20 protein-coding genes are annotated in these 15,484 nt (G+C 70.2%); 10 read left to right on the top strand and 10 right to left on the bottom strand.

Annotated elements, in window-relative coordinates; genetic code table 11:
• Window positions 1-57: 57 nt before the first annotated feature.
• Both ACGFNH_RS05640 and ACGFNH_RS05635 read left to right on the top strand, forming a co-directional pair.
• Complete coding sequence (locus ACGFNH_RS05640) at window positions 58-474, top strand: SHOCT domain-containing protein (protein WP_393652221.1); 417 nt, start codon at window positions 58-60, stop codon at window positions 472-474.
• A 58-nt stretch (window positions 475-532) separates the two neighbouring features.
• Window positions 533-961 (top strand): hypothetical protein, encoded by a 429-nt coding sequence (locus ACGFNH_RS05635; RefSeq protein ID WP_393652220.1) that lies wholly within the window; start codon window positions 533-535, stop codon window positions 959-961.
• A gap of 75 nt (window positions 962-1,036) precedes the next feature.
• Here the strand turns inward: ACGFNH_RS05635 and ligD are convergent, their stop codons facing one another.
• Window positions 1,037-2,041: a non-homologous end-joining DNA ligase gene (gene ligD / locus ACGFNH_RS05630; RefSeq protein WP_393651745.1), complete on the bottom strand. Its 1,005-nt coding sequence runs from the start codon at window positions 2,039-2,041 to the stop codon at window positions 1,037-1,039.
• A gap of 115 nt (window positions 2,042-2,156) precedes the next feature.
• On the opposite strand from ligD, the gene ACGFNH_RS05625 reads away from it, so the two are divergent.
• Window positions 2,157-3,218 carry an ATP-dependent DNA ligase gene (locus ACGFNH_RS05625; protein WP_393651744.1) on the top strand — a complete coding sequence of 354 codons (1,062 nt, stop codon included), beginning with the start codon at window positions 2,157-2,159 and terminating at the stop codon, window positions 3,216-3,218.
• A gap of 58 nt (window positions 3,219-3,276) precedes the next feature.
• Here the strand turns inward: ACGFNH_RS05625 and ACGFNH_RS05620 are convergent, their stop codons facing one another.
• The 3 genes from ACGFNH_RS05620 to ACGFNH_RS05610 form a co-directional block, all read right to left on the bottom strand.
• Window positions 3,277-4,071 (bottom strand): alpha/beta fold hydrolase, encoded by a 795-nt coding sequence (locus ACGFNH_RS05620; protein ID WP_393651743.1) that lies wholly within the window; start codon window positions 4,069-4,071, stop codon window positions 3,277-3,279.
• 267 nt (window positions 4,072-4,338) lie between these two features.
• Window positions 4,339-5,244: an NADP-dependent oxidoreductase gene (locus ACGFNH_RS05615; protein WP_393651742.1), complete on the bottom strand. Its 906-nt coding sequence runs from the start codon at window positions 5,242-5,244 to the stop codon at window positions 4,339-4,341.
• Window positions 5,245-5,288: 44 nt separating this feature from the next.
• Window positions 5,289-6,377, bottom strand: coding sequence for an alkene reductase (locus ACGFNH_RS05610; protein WP_393651741.1), 1,089 nt, complete (start codon window positions 6,375-6,377; stop codon window positions 5,289-5,291).
• A 295-nt stretch (window positions 6,378-6,672) separates the two neighbouring features.
• Here ACGFNH_RS05610 and ACGFNH_RS05605 point away from each other — a divergent pair, with 295 nt between their 5' ends.
• From ACGFNH_RS05605 to gndA, 3 genes are all read left to right on the top strand, one after another.
• Window positions 6,673-7,212 carry a MarR family winged helix-turn-helix transcriptional regulator gene (locus ACGFNH_RS05605; RefSeq protein WP_393651740.1) on the top strand — a complete coding sequence of 180 codons (540 nt, stop codon included), beginning with the start codon at window positions 6,673-6,675 and terminating at the stop codon, window positions 7,210-7,212.
• Window positions 7,213-7,361: 149 nt separating this feature from the next.
• Entirely contained in the window at window positions 7,362-7,835 is a 474-nt protein-coding gene (locus ACGFNH_RS05600; protein ID WP_393651739.1) for a DUF5709 domain-containing protein, read from the top strand.
• Window positions 7,836-7,936: 101 nt separating this feature from the next.
• A complete protein-coding gene (gene gndA / locus ACGFNH_RS05595; protein ID WP_393651738.1) occupies window positions 7,937-9,382 on the top strand; it encodes an NADP-dependent phosphogluconate dehydrogenase in 1,446 nt (481 codons plus the stop codon).
• A 91-nt stretch (window positions 9,383-9,473) separates the two neighbouring features.
• Here gndA and ACGFNH_RS05590 read toward each other — a convergent pair whose 3' ends face one another.
• The 3 genes from ACGFNH_RS05590 to ACGFNH_RS05580 all read right to left on the bottom strand — a co-directional run bounded on the left by ACGFNH_RS05590 (window position 9,474) and on the right by ACGFNH_RS05580 (window position 11,936).
• On the bottom strand, window positions 9,474-10,439 hold the full coding sequence (locus ACGFNH_RS05590; RefSeq protein WP_393651737.1) for an LCP family protein: 966 nt from the start codon (window positions 10,437-10,439) through the stop codon (window positions 9,474-9,476).
• 239 nt (window positions 10,440-10,678) lie between these two features.
• A complete protein-coding gene (locus ACGFNH_RS05585; protein WP_393651736.1) occupies window positions 10,679-11,602 on the bottom strand; it encodes a helix-turn-helix domain-containing protein in 924 nt (307 codons plus the stop codon).
• Between the two features lie 91 nt (window positions 11,603-11,693).
• Window positions 11,694-11,936, bottom strand: coding sequence for a DUF397 domain-containing protein (locus ACGFNH_RS05580; protein WP_393651735.1), 243 nt, complete (start codon window positions 11,934-11,936; stop codon window positions 11,694-11,696).
• 179 nt (window positions 11,937-12,115) lie between these two features.
• Here ACGFNH_RS05580 and ACGFNH_RS05575 point away from each other — a divergent pair, with 179 nt between their 5' ends.
• Both ACGFNH_RS05575 and ACGFNH_RS05570 read left to right on the top strand, forming a co-directional pair.
• The gene (locus ACGFNH_RS05575; protein ID WP_393651734.1) at window positions 12,116-12,343 is read left to right on the top strand and encodes a hypothetical protein; all 228 of its coding nucleotides are present in this window, start codon (window positions 12,116-12,118) and stop codon (window positions 12,341-12,343) included.
• Window positions 12,340-12,600: a hypothetical protein gene (locus ACGFNH_RS05570; protein WP_393651733.1), complete on the top strand. Its 261-nt coding sequence runs from the start codon at window positions 12,340-12,342 to the stop codon at window positions 12,598-12,600. The genes ACGFNH_RS05575 and ACGFNH_RS05570 overlap by 4 nt, the downstream gene beginning before the upstream one ends.
• 44 nt (window positions 12,601-12,644) lie before the next feature.
• Here ACGFNH_RS05570 and ACGFNH_RS05565 read toward each other — a convergent pair whose 3' ends face one another.
• Together ACGFNH_RS05565 and ACGFNH_RS05560 are read right to left on the bottom strand one after the other, a co-directional pair.
• A complete protein-coding gene (locus ACGFNH_RS05565) occupies window positions 12,645-13,472 on the bottom strand; it encodes an SAM-dependent methyltransferase (protein WP_393651732.1) in 828 nt (275 codons plus the stop codon).
• A gap of 137 nt (window positions 13,473-13,609) precedes the next feature.
• Window positions 13,610-14,239, bottom strand: coding sequence for a TetR family transcriptional regulator (locus tag ACGFNH_RS05560; protein WP_393651731.1), 630 nt, complete (start codon window positions 14,237-14,239; stop codon window positions 13,610-13,612).
• Window positions 14,240-14,355: 116 nt separating this feature from the next.
• Between ACGFNH_RS05560 and ACGFNH_RS05555 the strand changes: the two genes are divergently transcribed.
• Both ACGFNH_RS05555 and ACGFNH_RS05550 read left to right on the top strand, forming a co-directional pair.
• Window positions 14,356-14,547, top strand: coding sequence for a hypothetical protein (locus ACGFNH_RS05555; RefSeq protein ID WP_393651730.1), 192 nt, complete (start codon window positions 14,356-14,358; stop codon window positions 14,545-14,547).
• Between the two features lie 63 nt (window positions 14,548-14,610).
• The gene (locus ACGFNH_RS05550) at window positions 14,611-14,829 is read left to right on the top strand and encodes a DUF4190 domain-containing protein (RefSeq protein ID WP_393652219.1); all 219 of its coding nucleotides are present in this window, start codon (window positions 14,611-14,613) and stop codon (window positions 14,827-14,829) included.
• A gap of 146 nt (window positions 14,830-14,975) precedes the next feature.
• Here the strand turns inward: ACGFNH_RS05550 and ACGFNH_RS05545 are convergent, their stop codons facing one another.
• Window positions 14,976-15,392 carry an SH3 domain-containing protein gene (locus ACGFNH_RS05545; RefSeq protein WP_393651729.1) on the bottom strand — a complete coding sequence of 139 codons (417 nt, stop codon included), beginning with the start codon at window positions 15,390-15,392 and terminating at the stop codon, window positions 14,976-14,978.
• Window positions 15,393-15,484 lie beyond the last annotated feature (92 nt).

Genomic DNA, 15,484 nt, shown 5'->3' with positions numbered 1-15,484 from the left:
GACCCCGTGCCCCTGTTCGCGGACGCTGTGATCGGATACGAGTGGCAGGAGGAGAAGATGGACGGCTTCGTGAACCTGGCCTACGACTATCCGGTCCTGGGCGTCTTCTGGACCGTGATGTGGTTCTTCCTGTGGGTGCTGTGGCTCACCGTGCTGTTCCGGGTCATCGTCGACATCTTCCGCGACCGGGACATGAACGGCTGGGCCAAGACGGCCTGGCTGCTGTTCGTGCTCATCGTGCCCTTCCTCGGTGTGCTGGTGTACGTGGTCGCGCGGGGCCAGGAGATGGGCATCCGCGAGGCGCAGCACGCCCAGGATCAGCGCAAGGCCTTCGACGAGTACGTCAAGGAGGCCACCGGCACCGGACACGGCGCGAGCACTGCCGACGAGCTGGCGAAACTTTCCGACCTCAGGGCCAAGGGCGACATCTCGGAGGAGGAGTACGCCCGCGCCAAGGAACGGATTCTGAACTGACCCGGGCCCTCCCGGACCTCTCGGACCCCTCTGGAATCGAGGTAGCACCATGAGCGGAATGACCGAAGGCCGTACCGCCGCCCCCGGCCCTCCTCAGCACGGAACTCAGCATGAGGGGCTGGCCACCGGTCTGGTGGTGTTCGCCGCCGTCATGCTGATCCTCACCGGCCTGCTCAGTGTCTTCCGGGGCATCATGGGCATCGCCGAGGACGACATCTTCGTCACCACGCAGAACTACGCGTTCGAGTTCGACGTGACGGGGTGGGGCTGGATCCACCTGGCCATCGGCGCCCTGGCCGTCCTCGTCGGCTTCGGCCTCTTCACCGGCGCACTCTGGGCCCGTATCGCCGGTGTCGCACTGGCGGGGCTGGCGCTGATCGTCAACTTCCTGTCGATCCCGTACTACCCGTTCTGGGCGATCGTGCTGATGGCCCTGGACGCCTTCATCATCTGGGCGCTGTGCGTGGCCAGAAAACCCCAGTTCTGACGTCCCGTGACTCCACCGGACGACCTTGTGTCGTCCCGGTGACGTCGCATCGGTCGTACGGCCCGGCCGCGCCGGTCAGTGCTTGGCGCGGCTGGGCTGTACGCGCTTGGGCTCGCCCTTCATCTTCGGGTGCTCCGGCGGGTAGGGGAGATCGCCCAGCCCGTGCTCCCGCTCGTCCCGGTTGGCCAGGTCGAGCGCGGCGTCCAGGGAGAACGCGTGCTCCTCCATGTCGGCGTGCACATCGCCGACTTCGGCGTAGCGCACGGGCATCGTCGCCAGATCGAAGTCCTCGGGGCGGGAGTCCGGCAGCTCCTCCCAGCGCAGCGGCGCCGACACCGTGGCATTCGGCTTGGGGCGGACCGAGTACGCGCTGGCGATGGTCCGGTCCCGGGCCGTCTGGTTGTAGTCCACGAAGATCTTCTCGCCGCGCTCCTCCTTCCACCAGGAGGTCGTGATGCGCTCGGGGGCGCGCCGCTCCAGCTCCCGCGCGATGGCGATGGCGGACCGCCGTACCTGGGTGAACGTCCAGGCGGGCTCGATCGGGACGAAGACGTGCAGCCCGCGGCCGCCGGAGGTCTTCGGCCAGCCCCGCAGGCCCAGTCCGTCCAGGACGTCGCGCAGCTCCTGTGCGGCGCGCAGCGCGTCGGCGTAGTCCGTGCCCGGCTGCGGGTCGAGGTCGATGCGCAGCTCGTCGGGGTGTTCGGTGTCCTCGCGCCGCACCGGCCAGGGGTGGAAGGTCAGACAGCCGAGGTTCGCGGCCCACACGACGGCCGCCGGTTCGGTGGGGCAGATCTCGTCGGCGTACCGCCCGCTGGGGAAGGCGATGCGTCCCGTGGGGATCCAGTCCGGGAGATTCTTCGGGGCGCGCTTCTGGAAGAACGATTCGCCTTCTACGCCGTCCGGGTAGCGCTCCATGGTCGTCGGCCGGTCGCGCAGCGCGCGCAGAATGCCGTCGCCGACCGCCATGTAGTAGCGCGCGAGGTCGAGCTTGGTGAATCCCCGCTCCGGGAAGTACACCTTGTTCGGGTTCGACAGCTTCACCGTGCGCTCGCCCACCGTGAGCTCAACCGTCTCTCGCATAGGGCCACGCTAGGCCGGTCCGCGGCCCGCCGCACCCGGCCGTGAGGCCGATTTTCCGGGGTGTACGGCCGTTCCGGCAGGCGCGCGACCGCCGCCCCGACCACAATGAGGAGCCATGGACCTTCCGGTGATGCCTCCGGTCAAGCCGATGCTGGCCAAGTCCGCGGCGAAGATCCCGACCGGCATGCACTACGAAGCCAAGTGGGACGGCTTCCGCGCCATCGTCTTCCGCGACGGCGACGAGGTGGAGATCGGCAGCCGTACCGGCAAACCGCTCACCCGCTACTTTCCCGAGCTGGTCACCGCGTTCCGCGAGAACCTGCCGCCGCGCTGCGTCCTCGACGGCGAGATCGTCATCATCAGCGGAGGCCGCCTGGAGTTCGACCCGCTCCTGGAACGCATCCACCCCGCCGACTCCCGCGTACGGCTCCTCGCCGGGACCACCCCGGCCAGCTTCGTCGCCTTCGACCTGCTCGCACTCGACGACACCTCTCTGATGGACACCCCCTTCCGTGAGCGGCGGGACGCCCTGAACCGCGCCTTGCGCGATGCCGCGGATCCGGTGTTCACCGCGCCGGTCACCGATGACCACGAGGTCGCCCAGCGGTGGTTCCAGCAGTACGAGGGCGCGGGTCTGGACGGTGTCATCGCCAAGCGGCCCGACCTCGGCTACCGCCCCGACGAACGCGTCATGGTCAAGGTCAAGCACGAGCGGACCGCCGACTGCGTCGTGGCCGGCCTCAGACTCCACAAGTCCGGCCCGGTCGTCGGCTCCCTGCTCCTCGGGCTCAACGACGCGTCCGGCCGCCTCCAGCACGTCGGTGTCTGCGCCGCCTTCCCGATGCGGCGGCGCGCTGAGCTCATGACCGAGCTGGAGCCGCTGCGCATGCCCAGCGTCGAGGGCCACCCCTGGGCGGCGTGGGCGGAGGAGGAGGCGCACGCGACCAGCCGTATGCCCGGAGCGCCGAGCCGCTGGACGGGGACGAAGGACCTGTCCTGGGTGCCACTGCGCCCCGAGCGAGTCCTGGAAGTGGCGTACGACCACATGCAGGGGGACCGCTTCCGGCACACCGCCCAGTTCCGCCGCTGGCGCCCCGACCGCGAGCCGGAGTCGTGCACCTACGCTCAGCTCGAAGAGCCGGTCCGCTACGACCTCGGGGAAGTCCTGGGCACCTAGGCAGTGTCGTTCGCGGCGGCCCGGATCGCTGCCGTGTCGCGATCCGGGCCGGGGGCGGTCAGGCGCTGTGCCGGCCGGTGAAGCCGACGATGAGCTGCAGCCACTCCTCGGGGCGTTCGACCATGGGCAGGTGGCCGGTGGCGATGTCCACCAGTTCGGCACCGGGTATCCCGTCCGCGAGCTGACGGTGCAGGCGGGTGGATGTGAACCGGTCCTGGGTGGTGGAGACGACCAGGGTGGGCACCTGGACGCGCGGCAGGTCGTCGCGTACGTCGGCCCGGGGCGCCAGTTCGGCGTGCTCGGGGGTGCCGTCGGCGACACTGGCGGCGGTGAATCCGACGGCCTGCCGGAGCTGCTCGTCCGGCATCGCGTCCAGGGCGTCGGCGCCGACGGCCATCATCGTCAGGTATTCGGCCAGGAGTTCGCGGTCGCCCGAAGCGGCCAACTTGCGCCAGACGGGCAGGGCGAGCGCGAGCCGGTTGTCGCGGTGGGAGAAGGTCGCGGTCAGCACGAGAGCGGTGACGCGCTCGGGGTGGCGGGTGGCCGCGCGGATCGCGACAGGGCCGCCGAGGGAGTATCCGGATACAGCGAAGGTGTCCAGGCCCTCGGCGACGGCGGCCGAGACGAGCTGGTCGGCCAGGTCGTCCAGCGACAGCGGCGTGCCGGCGCGGGGGGTGTCACCACTGCCGGGGTAGTCGACGCCGACGACGGTGTGATGGGCCGCCAGGCCTTGCAGGATCGGGCCGTAGGTGCCGGCCACGCTGCTTCCGGCTCCGTGCGCGAGAGCGAGACCGGGGCCGGAGCCCAGGACCGTGCGGGCGAACGCGGCTTGGGGGAGGGGGTGTGCGGACATGGGTGTTCCGATCTTCGAGGATGACGGGTTCGATGACGGGCTTCAGGTGCGCCCTGGGGACCGGCAGCGACCCGCTCCGGGGCGGGCAGCAGTGCGCGGCCGTCGGCGGTGAGTGTGCGGGTGGCGGTCCCGGGGCGGGAACCGGTCATGGGTGAAGAGCCCGGCGTCGAGGAGTTCACGCAGCCGGTCGGAGCGTCTGGGCGCTCAAGTCTCCGACGGCGGTGCGCAGTTCGCCGAAGCGGGCGGGACGGGCGGTGGTATCGGAGGTCAGGGCAGCAGGACGGCCTTGCCCCGGTTGCGGTGCGCTTCCAGGTCGGCGTGCGCCCTCGCGGCTTCCGCGAGGGGGTAGGTGCGCCAGACCGGGACGGTGAGTCCTCCGGTGGCGGCCAGGCCGACCAGCTCCGCCAGGGCGTCACCGGTGCGGTCGCCGCCGCCCGCGCTGAAGCGGACACCGTGCCGCGCTGCGGACATGTCGGCGATGGTGACGACGTGTGCGCTGTCGCCGGTCAGGGCGACGGACTCGGCGAGCACGCCGGCGCCCGAAGCGTCGAGGACGGCGTCGACACCCTGGGGTGCCGCGGCCTTCACCCGCTCCACCCAGCCGTCGCCGTAGCGGACGGCGTCGGCTCCGAGCGTGGTGAGACGCTCGATGTCGTGTGCGCCGACCGTTCCGACGACGGTGACGCCCCGGGCGACGGCGAGCTGGGCCGCGATGATGCCCACGCTGCCCGCGGCGCCGTGGATGAGCAGGGTCTGCCCGGCCCGCACGTCCAGTTCCGCCAGGACACGGGCGGCGGTCAGGCCGACCGTGACGAGTGAGGAGGCGACGTCCCACGGCACGGCGTCGGGCTTGGCCACCGGCCGGTCGAGCAGGGCGTACTCGCCGTAGCTGCCGCCGGTGGTCGCACCGAGCACCGCGTCGCCCACGGACGCGCCGGCTCCTTCGCCGACGGCATCGACGACACCGGCCGCGTCCAGGCCGGGGGTCACGGGGAAGCGGGCCGGGATGCTGCCGGCCATCAGCCCGGACCGGATCTTCATGTCGAGGGGGTTCACGGAGGCGGCCCGCACGCGGATGCGGACCTGGCCGGGGCCGGGCTCCGGCGTGGTGACCTCCGACAGCCGCAGCACGTCGGGCGTGCCGTACTCGGAGAAGGTGATCGCTGTGGACATCAGGAACTCCCAGGTAGAGGACTTGTCGACGACTGGCGGGGTCGTCAGCCGGTGGGGCCGTTGAGGGCGGGGTAGTCGGTGTAGCCGCGGTGGTCGCCGCCGTAGAAGGTGGACCGGTCCGGCGTGTTGAACGGACCGCCGGCGGCGAGGCGGCGGGGCAGGTCGGGGTTGGCCAGGAACAGCGCTCCGTAGGCCACCAGGTCCGCGCTCCCGTCCTCGACCAGCTTCAGCGCGCCGGGTCCGGTGGTGTCCGGGTAGGTGAAGGGGTTGAGGACGAACGTGCCGGGCCACGCCTTGCGCAGCCGCGGCGTCAGCTCGGCGTCGGGGCCCTCCATCAGGTGCAGATAGGCCAGGCCCGATCCGGCGAGCCGCGCCAGGAGCGCCTCGTAGACCTCGTCGGGGTCGGTCTCGGACATGTCGTTGTACTGATTTCCGGGCGAGATCCGCAGGCCGACGCGCTCGGCGCCGATCGCTTCGGCCACGGCGGCGACGACCTCGACGGCGAAGCGGATACGGCCTTCGGTGCCACCGCCCCAGCCGTCGGTGCGCCGGTTGGTGTGGTCGGACAGGAACTGGTGGATCAGGTAGCCGTTGGCGCCGTGGAGCTCCACGCCGTCGAATCCGGCCTCGATCGCGTGGCGCGCCGCGGTGGCGAAGTCGGCGACGGTCTGCCGGATCTCCGCCTCGCTCAGCTCCTTCGGCGTCACGAACTCCTTGGGCCCCTCGTGGGTGTAGACCCGGCCCTTGGCGGCCACCGCCGAGGGCCCCACCGGGACCAGGCCGTCGGGCAGCAGACTCGGGTGACCGATCCGCCCGGTGTGCATGAGCTGCGCGAAGATCACGCCGCCCTCCTCGTGCACGGCGTCGGTCACCTTGCGCCACGCCCGCACCTGGCCAGTGGTGTGCAGGCCGGGGGTGTCGGGGTAGCCCTGGCCGATCGGCGACGGCTGGATGCCCTCGGTGACGATCAGCCCGGCTGCGGCGCGCTGCGCGTAGTACGTCGCCATCAGCTCCGTCGGCTCGGCGCCGGTCCCGTAGGCACGGCTGCGGGTCATCGGCGCCATCACGATGCGGCTGGCCAGGCGCTTGCCGCCCAGGTCGATCGGATCGAACGCGGAGGTCGCGATAGTCATGATGAGTTCCCTCGGGGTGCGTGGTGGCTGCGCGGCACGGGCACGACGGGGTGCCCGAACCGACAGAGATGCCTGCCTGGACAAGTAAATCACCTGTCCGAACAAGTAACTACCTCGAATCTGTTCCTCGGGGTCATGTGTGAAGTGAGTAACATGACGGCGATGGCGTGGGAGGTGTGGTCTGACCTGGCCATATGAGAGGAGGCGCCAGAGTGGCCCCATCCGCTTCAACTGAGCGGTAGGGTTACCTTGGCCAAGCAGTAAAAGGACGCCGATCGATACAGGGGAGGAAGAGATGACACAGCTCACGCCCGACGACGGGGGCGAGCCTGTGGTGACGGGGCGGGAAGCCACCGTGCCGGTGCCGGCCGCGGCCGGCGGCGGGCCCGTCAGTCACGCGATCTTCCGCCTGGCCCGTCTGCACCGTATGTTCGCCGGCCAGTTGCTGCGCCGCATCGGCCTGCACCCGGGCCAGGAACTGGTCATGATGCACCTGTGGGAACTCGGTCCCCAGCGGCAGATCGACCTGGTGCGACTGATGGATTCCGACGCGGCCACCATGACCCGCACCGTCCGACGCCTGGAGCAGTCCGGCTTCGTCCGCCGCCGGCCCTCTCCCACCGACAAGCGCGCGTCCCTCATCGAGCCCACGGCGGCGAGCCATGCCCTGCGCCGTCAGGTCGAGGAGGTCTGGAGCCAACTCGAGGACATCTCGACGGCCGGCCTCACGGACGACGAGCGCGCGGCCGCCCTGCACACCCTCGAACGCCTGGAGAAGAACCTCGTACAGGCGGCCGCCGACGACCCGACCTGCACGGCGGACGCGGAGCGCTGAGCGCCGTCCGGGCAGTTTGCGGTCGGTGCGGCAGACGGCCCCGGCCGCCGGACCGGCCCCGCCTTGGCCCCGCGAGCCGGACTGAGCCATGCTGGAAAGGGAAGGCGGCCACCCATCCGGAAGGCGGAGAGAAGTCAGCGAGGCCGACGATGAGCGACAGCATGATGGGTGATGAGGTCTACCAGCCGGACGGCTCGGAGCAGCAGGACGACGTCAGTCTCCTGGAGCCCGAGGACACCCTCGACACACGAGGCGTGCCCGAGGTGTACGAGGAGGGCTACTCCCCGCCCGACCGGCCGTGGGCCGTCGAGACCTGCGGCACCACCGCCGGGGAGCAGCACGACGGGGAGAGCCTCGAAGGCCGCCTGTCCCGTGAGACGCCGGACCTGAGCGCACACGACGGCGACGCTGTCGGGGATGTGCCCGGTGGTGAGGGTGAGCCGCTGGACCAGGAGGTCGGGGAGGAGCGGGCCGGCCGGCTCGTGGCCCCCGACGAGGGAGCCCACTCGGACGAGGAGAAGGATCTCGTCGCCCAGGACATCGGCATCGACGGGGCGGCAGCGTCCGCGGAAGAGGCCGCGGTGCACGTGGTCAACTCCGAGGAGCCCGACGAGTGGTGGTGAGGGGCGTCACGCTCCTCCTGAGCGCCGCGCACCATACTCCCGTATCAAGAGTTCGAACAGCCGCTGCTCGCATCGGCGCCATTCATCTACGGAGTTGAGACATGACCACTGCGTCGGCACACATCGGCGTCACCGGCCTGGCCGTGATGGGTCGCAATCTGGCCCGGAACTTCGCGCGCCACGGTCACGTCGTGGCCGTCCACAACCGCACTTCCTCCCGGACGCACAGCCTGGTGGAGGAGTTCGGCCACGAGGGGACTTTCGTGCCGGCGGAGACCGCCGAGGAGTTCGTGGCCTCGCTGGAGAGGCCGCGGCGCCTGGTCATCATGGTGAAGGCGGGCGGCCCCACGGACGCGGTCATCGAGGAGTTCGCGCCGCTGCTCGAATCCGGCGACATGATCATCGACGGCGGGAACGCCCACTTCGAGGACACCCGGCGCCGCGAGGCAGCCCTGCGCGAGCGCGGCATCCACTTCGTCGGTACGGGCATCTCGGGCGGCGAGGAAGGCGCGTTGCACGGTCCCAGCATCATGCCCGGCGGTTCGAAGGAGTCCTACGCCGCGCTCGGTCCGCTGCTGGAGGACATCTCGGCGAAGGCCAAGGACGGCACGCCCTGCTGCACCCACATCGGCCCTGACGGCGCCGGCCACTTCGTGAAGATGGTGCACAACGGCATCGAATACGCCGACATGCAGCTCATCGCCGAGGCGTACGACCTGCTGCGGCACGTGGCCGGGTACGAACCCGCGCAGATCGCCGAGACCTTCCGCACCTGGAACACCGGGCGCCTCGACTCGTACCTCATCGAGATCACCGCCGAGGTGCTGGCCCACACCGATGCCGAGACCGGCAAGCCGTTCGTGGACGTCGTACAGGACCGGGCCGAGCAGAAGGGCACCGGCCGCTGGACCGTCCAGACCGCCCTCGACCTCGGTGTCCCCGTCTCCGGCATCGCCGAGGCCGTCTTCGCCCGCTCGCTGTCCGGCCACCCGGGGCTGCGCGAGGCCGCCCGCACGCTGCCCGGGCCCTCCCGCAGCACGCTGGGCGAGCAGGGCGGCGACGCCTTCGCCGCCCATGTCGAGCAGGCGCTCTACGCCTCCAAGGTCGTCTCGTACGCCCAGGGCTGGAACATGATCAGCGCGGCGGGTCAGGAGTACGGCTGGGACATCGACCTCGGTGCCGTCGCCGCCATCTGGCGCGGCGGCTGCATCATCAGGGCCGCCTTCCTCGACCGTATCCGCGGCGCCTTCGCCGCCGAGCCGAACCTGCCCACCCTCCTCGCCGACAAGGAGTTCGCCGAGGAGATCGGCAACGCCCAGGAGGCGTGGCGCGCCGTCGTCTCCACCGCGGCCGTCCGCGGCATCCCCACCCCCGGCTTCTCGGCGGCGCTCGCGTACTACGACGCACTGCGCGCCGAGCGCCTGCCCGCGGCCCTGACCCAGGGACAGCGCGACTACTTCGGCGCCCACACCTACCGGCGCACCGACCGCGAGGGCAGCTTCCACACGCTCTGGGGCGGTGACAGGACCGAGAAGCCCACGGACTGACGGCTTCTCTCTCCCGTCTCTTCCGTACGCGCGGCGGCCCCCTCGACCCGCACCGGGTCGCGGGGGCCGACTGCTGGTCCGTACAGGGGGGTTACTGCACAACGGGCCTCAGCCTGTCGACGGTGTGCTCGGTGACGTAGTCCTCCATCGTCCCCTCGCGCAGGGCCTTCCACAGTGCGGAGGCCTTCCGGCCGTCGAGCAGGACGACCGACTGACCCTGGATCATGTCCGTGCGGGCCACCGGGGCGTTCATGAAGGTCATGCGTGAGGCGCGCAGGCTCCGCGCGTCCCAGAGCAGGTCCCGCAGCCCGTCGTCGGAGAGGCGGTCGTCCACGCTGACGCTCTCGGTCAGCCGGTCCAACAGGCGTTTGGTCCGCACCGGATGGGAGGCGTTGTCGCCGGAAAGCACCTTGGCGAGCACGTCGCGCAGATAGTTCTGCTGGCGGTGGGTACGGTCGAGGTCGCCACGTGGGAGGTCATGGCGTTCACGGACGTAACTGAGCGCCTGCTCGCCGTTCATGTGCCGTGCGGGTGCTCCGCCGACGGACAGGTCGACCCCGCCGACCGCGTCGGTCAGTTTCCGGAACCCACTCCAGTCGATCACGGCGAGATGGTCGACGCGGACCCTGGTCAGGCGCTGCACGCTGTCGATCAGCAGGGGCGGACCGCCCCAGGAGAACGCCGCGTTGAGCTTCGCCTTGCCGCGGCCGGGCACGGTCACCCAAGTGTCCCGCGGAAGGGACACCACATAGGCTCTGGACCCCTTCGACGGCAGATGCACCAGCATCATCGTGTCACTGCGTTGCGCCCCGGGCTTCCACGGCGCCGCCTTGGCGTTGGTCCCGGTGGTCGGCAGCTCCGAGCGGGAGTCGACCCCGACCAGCAGGAAGTTCTGTCCGCCCTTGTTCGGGCCCGGCCGCTGGTCGGCGGGTACGTCGGTGGGGAAGGCATGCGGAACGCGGTTCACCTTCCCCGTGTAGTGCTCAACGGCCCACCACCCCGTGCCGCCCGCCATCAGGACTCCGGCGCAGAGCAGGATCAATGCCCCCCACAGCACCCGTCGCGCTCTGCGTCTGCCGCTTCTTTCCCCGCCCCTGTCGCTCATCGCCAGTGCCCCCCACTGTTCGCGTGCATGATCCCCGGGCGCAGTGGCCACGGTTGAACGTGTTCTACGCCAGCCGCGGCCGCTCCGCCCCCCTTTCGGTGAAAATGGGAGGAAGGGAACTCCAGGGCGCTGCGGGAGCCGCGGGGAACCCTCGGGGACGCGATCAGCCGGGGGAGAGGGGGAGGGGCCGGTCAGCTCTGCCGCGCGTCGAGCTCATCGAGCATCTTCACCAGGAACGGCAGGGTGGCCACCGGGCGGTCGGCCTCCGCGCTCAACCGGTCCATCACGGACAGGTAGTTGTCCACGTCGTCGCGCTTGTCCAGGTAGAGCGCGCTGGTGAGCTGCTCCAGGTAGACCACGTCGGGGAGGTCGGGCTCCAGGAAGCGCAGGATCGTGACGGGACCGCCCGCCGCGGCCACACCGCCGAGGCTGAACGGCGCGATCTGCAGCGTGATGTGCGGCAGTTGGGTCATCTCGATGAGGTGGTGGAGCTGGGCCCGCATGACCTCGGGGCCGCCGACCGGGCGCCTCAGCACCGCCTCGTCGAGCACGATCCAGAGCCGGGGCGGATCCTCCCGGTGAAGCAGCTCCTGGCGCGCGAGGCGCAGGCTGACGCGCCGCTCGACCTCGGTGGCCGTGGCCCGCGGGTGCCCGAGCTGGGTCACGGCGCGGGCATACGCCTCGGTCTGCAACAGGCCGGGCACGAACTGGTTCTCGAAGGTACGGATCACCGAGGCGGCCTCTTCCAGGCCGAGGTGGGTCTCGAACCAGGGCGCCAGGATGTCCGAGTACTGGTGCCACCAGCCGGGCGCGGTCGCCTGTCGGGCCAGTGCGAGGAAGTCGGCGCGCTCGTCCGGGTCCGTGATGCCGTACAGGGTGAGCAGGTCCGCGACGTCCCGCTCCTTGAAGCCCACGCGGCCGAGCTCCAGCCGGCTGATCTTGGCGTGGGAGCCGCGGATCGTGTCCGCGGCGACCTTGGTGCTGATGCCGCTCGCCTCGCGCAACTTCCGAAGCTGCGTGCCGAGCACGATCCGGAGAGCTGTCGGCCCACCGCGCGAGTGCTCGAGGTAGCGCTGGATCGGACGACGCTCACTGTTCGGCTGAGCGGCGGTCATACTGGCTCCCCTGGGTGCATAGGTGAGAGCACAGTGTTCCACCCGCCGGTCCGCCGCGTACAGCAGCGCTCAGTAATTCCCTACTGAACGGTCAGGATTGGCCGACCATGCCGTCGAACTCGCCGTCCTTTGCGCCATGAAGGAACATGGCGATCTCGTCGCGGGTGTAGACGAGCGCAGGTCCGCCCGGGTCCCGGGAGTTGCGGAGCGCGATGTCGCCGCCGGGCAGCAGGGCGAGTTCCACGCAGTTGCCGCTGGGGTTGCTGTACGTGCTCTTCGTCCAGACCGCGCCATCGATCTGCGTCGCGGGTATTCCATTCGTGAACTCGTGCACAGTGACCGTTCCTTGGGGGGCGGGATCGAGGGGCCAGGGAGCACTCAAGCTCCCTCCGCGTGCAATTGCAAGTGTTCATGCAGACGTACTTGCAGTCGATGGTCGGAAGCGGGGATAGTGACAAGAAGTCAGGAACCAACCGGTAACCCACGCCCGGGGAGTGAACAGCCGTCAGCGGGATGGTCAGGCCAAGCGAGTCACCGCCCGTCGGTCAACTCGCCTTCGACCGGCGGTACGGCCGTGTCGGCATCGTCATGGACGCCCAGGCCGGCCGGGTCTACCTGCGGCGCCCCGAGGGCGGGCGCGAGTGGGAGGCCTCACCCGAGGACGTGCGCCCTGCCCGCTCCGAGGACCGGGGGCGTACGGTGAGGCGCGGTGCGAGCCCGTTGCCGAGGAGGTCGTTGTGAGCGTGTACACCACCGACGGCAGCTGTGGCAGCTGGTCGATGGTCCGTGAACCGGCTCCCGAAGCCCCTTCCGCCGTCTTCGAGATGGAGTGCACGACCTGCGGTCATGCCTCGGGGCCCGCCGAGGAGCGAACGGCCGTGGAGGAGTGGGCCGTTCGTCACGCGGTCGGTGAGCCGGGGCACTCGGGGTTCCGGGAGATCGTGCACCGCTTCTGGCGGGCGCTGCCCGAGAGCGCGTCGGACGACGAAGCCGCGTAGCGGCCAACGGCCCTCCCGGACACGGGACTTCACCCTCTGGTCCTCTACGCCGACCCCCGGGGCTTGACCGCGATGCCGCCCCACTCGATCCATTCCCGGGTGAGCTGCTTCGGGGCGCGGTCCGCATCGGGCCGCCAGGTGGACACCTCCACCAGACCCGGCTCCTGGATCTCCAGCCCGTCGAAGTAGGCCCGCACGTCGTGTTCCTGGCGCACCCGGCCCCAGTTCCCGTGCGTGCCGGCGTTCATGAAGTCGGTGACGAAGTCCCGCGTCGTCCGGTCCTCGCTGACGAGCTGGCAGATGACGAAGACACTGCCGGGCGCGACGCGTTCGGCGATCCGCCGGATCAGACCCGCCGGGTCGTCGCTGTCGGGTATGCAGTGCAGGACCGAGACGAACAGGACGCCGAGCGGCCGGCCGAGGTCGAGGAGGCGCCGCGCCTCCGGGCTGCAGAGAACGGCGTCGGTGTCGCGCAGATCGGCCCGGAGCACCGCGGTGTTCTCGTTCTCCTCCAGCAGGGTCCGCCCGTACGCCTGGACGATCGGGTCGTTGTCGACGTAGACCACGCGTGACCGCGCGTCCACGCGCTGCGCGACCTGGTGGACGTTGTCCTGGGTGGGCAGTCCTGAGCCATGGTCGACGAACTGCCGGATCCCGTAGTCCTCCGCGAGGACGCGTACGACCCTCCGGAGGAACCGGCGGTTGTTGATCGCCAGGATCTGGGTGCTGGGCACCACCTTGAGCAGTTTCTCGGCGGCCTCGTGATCCACCGGGTAGTTGGCCTTCCCGCCGAGGAAGTAGTCGTACATCCGCGCCACGCTGGGCACGGTGGTGTCGACATCGCCGGACAACGGCTCGCCGCCCTGGTCCATCAGACCTCACAGGAGTACGTGCGGCCGACCTCGTACGGGCCGCGACGGCCGTCATCCTAGGAGGCGGATCCGGATGGGAGCAGGCCCCCAACCGACCTTATTCCGAAGGAAGTTGGGGCGGACGGATCCGGCGTGCGTCAGCCGCTCCGCCAGTGGCGGCAGCCCACGCTGATCAGCCGGAGCTGCCGGCGGGCGGTCGCCGCGATCCGCTCCTGTGCAGCCCGCGCGTCCGGCCCGGCGTCGAGGAGCGCCGCCGCCGTGGTGACCATGTGGTCGACGAACAGTTCCGCCAGCATCCTCATGTCGTCCGCGGTCCAGCCCTCGTAGACCGGGCGCGGGGAGAGCGATCCGGCCACCTCCTCGGTGAACCGCCCGAGTTCGGCGGCGATCGCCTCGCGTACGGCCCGTACGCCGCCGTAGCGCTCGCGGGCGATGAAGCGCATATGGGGGCGGTGGCCCCCCACGTAGCGGACGATGGCGTCGACCGCGCTGTCGATCCGGCCGCCGGTCTCGTCCTGCTCGGCGAGTATCGCCCGGATCGCGGTGTGCAGGCTGCCGAAGGACTCCTGGACCAGAGCGACACCGAGGTCGGGGATGTCGCGGAAGTGGCGGTAGAAGGCGGCGGGGGCGACGCCCACCTCTCGGGTGACCTCGCGTAGCCCGAGGCTGCTCAGGCTCTGCTCCGCCAGCAGTCGCAGCCCGGCGTCCAGCAGCGCCTGACGGGTCCTCTGTTTCTGGGCCTGGCGGACCCCGGAGGTGTGACTCATGCCATTCAGTAAACAACCGTTCTCCGGGTCGGTCTACTGTACTATCGAGTCAGTGAACAGTTGTCACTCCAACTGTTCACCAAGAATCCTTCGAGGCTTTCACAGAAAGGCCGGACATGCTGTTCGTAGTCGCAGCCCTCCTCCTCCTGGGAGTCCTCGTCGGCGCCGCAGCCCACCTCCCGCTCCCGGTCACCCTGATCTTCGCGACCGTCATCGGCGGGTGGCTGCTCGCCTTCGGAATCCGCGAGCGCATCGCGCACGGCAGGGGATCCCTGACCGGCGCGGCCGACCACCAGCAAGGGAGCTGAATCGTGAATCTCTCCGTACCCGTGGGACGCCGCCCGGCCGCACCCGGACACCAGGCCGACGGCATGGCCGTCGCCGCCTTCATCCTGGGCCTGATCGGCCTGCTGGCCTTCAATCTGGTCCTGGGGCCCTGCGCCCTCGTCCTGGGCGGCATCGCGCTCGCCCGGGGCACGCGCCGGCGCGGCCGTGCGCTGCTCGGTATCGGACTCGGCGCCGCCGACCTGATCGTCCTGGCCGCTCTCGTGGCGGCCGACAACACCGTGAGCTGGCAACTCACCGGCTGACGCCCGGTCCGGAAGTCGGTGCCCCGGCCGGTGCGCGCACCGGCCGGAGAGGTGCCCGGACAGGCCCGTAGCCCTGACGGCAGGACGCTCCGTCAGGGCTACGAGTCGTTCCGGGGGTTGTGCGCTCCGGCGAGGAGTGCTCCGGCTCAGCCCATCGCGGCCTTGGACTGCTCGCTGTCGTTGAGCGGGCTGCGCTGCACGTCCTTGCAGTACTTGACGAACCCCGTGTTGTCGACGTACTTCGCCGAGACCCAGTTCGGCCGGTCGCGCAGCAGGTACCAGATCTGGTTGCCGTTGATGTTCTGGGCGCGGACCTTGCACTTGAGGCCCACCTGCGACCGGTACTTCAGGAACCCGCGCACCGAGGAGTCGGTGCTGGGGTACTGCCGCTCGTTCACGCCGGACGGGGTGATCACCGTGCCGTAGGGCCGGGCGGGGGTGGGGGGCGGGTAGGCGTGTGCCGGGGTCGCGGCGAGCAGCGAGCCGCCCAGGGCGATCGCCGCGGCGAAGGCGCCCGACCCCGCGGTCAGCCGCGCGCTGCGCATGTTCAGGACTTTGGACATCGTGTTCTCTCCTACTCCTTGCACCACATGGCGCATATGCATATTCCAGCTCTCAACAAGACATAAACGGCATAACACCGCCGAACGGGTGC

Origin of the sequence: Streptomyces sp. NPDC048639 (assembly GCF_043199075.1) — a bacterium.
In the GTDB taxonomy this organism is placed as follows: domain Bacteria; phylum Actinomycetota; class Actinomycetes; order Streptomycetales; family Streptomycetaceae; genus Streptomyces.
Note: the sequence above shows the minus strand (reverse complement) of the source record. Positions and strands in the feature narration are given on the sequence as shown.